This is a genomic window from Melaminivora alkalimesophila (assembly GCF_000282995.1).
In the GTDB taxonomy this organism is placed as follows: domain Bacteria; phylum Pseudomonadota; class Gammaproteobacteria; order Burkholderiales; family Burkholderiaceae_C; genus Melaminivora; species Melaminivora alkalimesophila.
The window spans coordinates 1-3,531 of sequence record NZ_ALEE01000194.1 but is presented as its reverse complement, the minus strand read 5'-3'; the positions used below and the strand labels follow the sequence as shown (position 1 = coordinate 3,531).

General features: G+C 72.4%; 3 protein-coding genes. All 3 read right to left on the bottom strand.

The window, feature by feature from the left end:
- Positions 1-1,614 (bottom strand): M61 family metallopeptidase (locus A612_RS03120; RefSeq protein WP_019373135.1); only part of this gene is annotated, 1,614 nt, incomplete at its 3' end.
- A gap of 94 nt (positions 1,615-1,708) precedes the next feature.
- Positions 1,709-2,425 (bottom strand): DsbC family protein, encoded by a 717-nt coding sequence (locus A612_RS03115; RefSeq protein ID WP_019373134.1) that lies wholly within the window; start codon positions 2,423-2,425, stop codon positions 1,709-1,711.
- A gap of 61 nt (positions 2,426-2,486) precedes the next feature.
- On the bottom strand, positions 2,487-3,531 hold a 1,045-nt coding region (locus A612_RS03110; protein ID WP_019373133.1), incomplete at its 5' end, for an FAD-dependent monooxygenase.

Genomic DNA, 3,531 nt, shown 5'->3' with positions numbered 1-3,531 from the left:
CAGCTCGTCGAGCCGCTGCAGCCGCCAGGCGCCGCCCTCGGGCGTCTCGATCGCCAGCCACTCGTCCCCGGCCATGAAGCCGGCCTGCTCGGCCGCACCGCCGCGCAGCACCACCTTGACCCGCACGCTGCCTTCGGCTTCCGCGACGCGCAGCCCCAGGCGCTGCGCAAGCTGGGAGGCCTGCGGGCGCAGCGCGATGCCATGTGCTTCCAGCAACTCCGCCAGCGGCAGCTCGCCGGTGCCGTGCACCCAGGCGTCCAGCTCGGGCGCCCAGTCGCGGCCGCTGCGCTCCTGCAGCACGGTGCGCAGCTGTGCCTCGGACAGCGGGCCGCCGCCCGTGCGCTGCCAGACGGCGCGCAGCACCTCGTCCAGGTGGGTCTTTCCTTCCCGGCGCAGCGCCAGGTCCAGGCACAGGCCGACCAGCGCGCCCTTGCTGTAGTAGCTGACGGTGCTGTTGGGCGTGTTCTCGTCCTGGCGGTAGAACTTGACCCAGGCGTCGAAGCTCGCCTCGGCCACCGACTGCACCTGGCGGCCGGGCGTTTGCAGCACCTGGTTGATGGTCTTGGTCAGGATGCGCAGGTAGGAGGCGTGGTCCACCAGCCCGGCGCGGCGCAGCAGCAGGTCGTCGTAGTAGCTGGTGAAGCCCTCGAAGAACCACAGCAGCTGTGTGTAGTTCTCGCGCCCGTAGTCGTAGCGTTCCAGCTCGGCCGGGCGCAGGCGCTTGACGCACCAGGCATGGAAGTACTCGTGGGCGAACAGCCCGAGCAGCGTCTGGTAGCCCTCGCCGGGCTGTGCCTCGCCCTGGCGCGGCAGGTCGCGCCGGCTGCAGATCAGGGCGGTGGAGTTGCGGTGCTCCAACCCGCCATAGCCGTCGCCCACGGCGTTGAGCAGGAACACGTAGCGCTCGAAGGGCGGGCGGCCGTCCGGGCCGTGCCACAGGGCGATGGTCTCCTCGCACAGCCGCTGCACGTCCTGCACCAGCCGGGCGCCGTCGAAGGAGGGGGCGGCCCCGGCCACGACCAGGCGGTGCGGTACGCCGGCGGCGCGGAACTCCGCGCTCCAGAAGGCGCCCATCTCCACCGGGCCATCCACCAGCTCGTCGTAGTCGCGCGCGCGGTAGCTGCCGAAGCCCGCGCCGTCCGTGTGCAGGGCGTCGAGGCCGGTGGCGAGCTGCCAGTCCGGGCGGGCAGGCGGCTGCAGGACCTCGATGTCGTGGGGCTCGTGCTCGCGGCCGTGCACCCGCAGGCACAGGCTGGTGCCGTTGAAGAAGCCGCGCGCAGGGTCCAGCCAGGCGGTGCGCACCGAGTTGTCGTAGGCGGCGACCTCGTATTCCAGGGTGAGCGGCTGCTGCGGCGTGCAGTCGGCACGCCAGCGGCACTTGTCGAGCTGCGCCAGCGCCACCGGCTGGCCGCCCTGATGGGCCCTCAGGCGCTGCAGGTTCTTGGAAAATTCGCGCACCAGATAGCTGCCGGGAATCCACACGGGCAAGGACAGCTCCTGCGCGGCGGCGGGCGCCTGGATGGTCAGGGTGATGCGGTACAGGCGCTCGTGCAGCGCGGAAGGGTCGATGCGGTAGTGCACCGGGGCGGCAGCGGCCGGGAAAGCGTGGGGCATGGGCAGGAATCCTTGCGGTGGCGGAAGGCGCCTGCGGCCGTGCGGCGCCATCAATGGCGAAAGGGAGGAGGGGGCGGCGGGCTGCCGCCACCGCTCACTGCGCCGCGGCCGCCTCGGCCAGGCGCTTGTCCACGTCCTGCGCGCCGATGGCGCCGGGCACGCGCGTGCCGTCGGCGAACAGCAGCGTGGGCGTGCCCGTGATCTTGTGCTTGCGCCCGAAGGCCAGGTTGCGTTGCAGCGCATCCGTGTCGCAGCTGGCGGCGGCCGGCGTCTTGTCGCGCAGCATCCAGTCTTCCCAGACGGCGGCGCGGTCCTTGGCGCACCAGATGTTGCGCGACTTCTCGGCCGAGTCCGGGCTCAGGATGGGGTAGAGGAAGACGTACATGGTCACGTTGTCCACGTTCTGCATGTCCTTCTCGAAGCGCTTGCAGTAGCCGCAGTTGGGGTCCTCGAACACCGCCACCTTGCGCTCGCCCTTGCCGCGCACGATGGTGAAGGCGTCCTGCAGCGGCAGCGCCTTGAAATCCACGGCCGTGAGCTTGGTGATGCGGTCCTCGGTGAGGTTGCGGCGCGCGCGCGTGTCGATGAGCTCGCCCTGGATCAGGTAGTTGCCCGTGGCGTCCGTGTAGAACAAGTCGGTGCCGATGCGCACCTCGTACAGGCCCTTCATCGGCGTGGTGCGCACCTCGTCGATCTGCGAGAGCTGCGGGATGCGCTCGGCCAGCGTCTTGCGGATCGCGGCGTCCTGCGCCGTGGCGTGGGTGCCGGCCAGCAGGGCTGCCGCGGCGAGCAGGGCGGGGAGGAGCTTCATGGTGATGGGAATCTTCCTTGGAAATGGAGGACCGGGGCGGTTGCCCGGCCGGATCGTTCGTTCAGGGCAGCGCGCCGCTGCCCATGGCCTGGCGCGCGACCCAGCCCTTGAGGAGGCCGGTGCGGTCAAAACCGCTCATGCCCCAGTTGCGCAGGGTCTGCAGCGGCGCCTCGCGCCGGGCGAAGAGCTGCTGCAGTCCGTCCATGACCACGGCCGCGGGCAGCAGGGCCGACTTGGCCTGGCGCTCGTAGCGGCGCAGCAGGCGCAGGTCGGACAGCGGCCGCCAGGATTCGCGCCCGTGCAGCACGCGCGCCAGCGTCTGGACGTCCGCCAGGCCCAGGTTCAGGCCCTGGCCGGCCAGCGGGTGCACGTTGTGCGCCGCGTCGCCGGCCAGCATCCAGCTGCCAGCACCGCCGGGCATGCGCCCGCACCAGCGGCGCGCGCGCGCCTGCTGCAGGGGCCAGCTCGCGCACGGCGCGCTCATGTGCAGCGCCCCGAGCGCCCCGCCGCTGGCCTCTTCCAGCGCGGCGGTGAATGCCTGTTCGTCGGCTTCGAGCCAGTGGCGCGCCTGGTCATGGGAGACAGACCACACCACGGCCACGGAGTTCCCCTCGGGGCCGCCCAGGGGCAGGAAGGCGAGGATGCTGCCGTCGGCGGCGAACCACTGGCGCGCCACCTGGCCGTGCGGCCGCTCGCACGCCAGGCGCGTGGCCACGGCCGTCTGGCCATAGGGCGTGACCTCGAATTCGGCGCCGAACTGCGCGCGCGTGCGGCTGGCCCGGCCTTCGCAGACCACCGTCAGCGGCGCCGCCACCGGCTGCTGCACCACCTCGACCAGGGGCTGGAAGCGCACCGCGTCGTGCAGCCGCGCCTGCAGCGCCGGCACGTCCACGATCCACGCCAGGGCCTCGTGCGCCCCGCCCTGCGGCCGCGCGTCGAAGCGCACGCTGCCGCCCTGGTCGGCCATGACTTCCATGTGCTGCACGGGCGTGGCGTGCTCCTCGTCCGGCCAGCCGCGCACCGACTGCAGCAGCGCGCGCGAGGCGGCGTTGAGCGCGTAGGCGCGCACGTCCGGCGTCGCCGGGTCGTGCATGGCCGGCGCCACC

Bases quoted from the DNA above. Each gene is read 5' to 3' on its own strand.
- A612_RS03115 (WP_019373134.1), bottom strand. From the start codon at position 2,425: ATGAAGCTCCTCCCCGCCCTGCTCGCCGCGGCAGCCCTGCTGGCCGGC.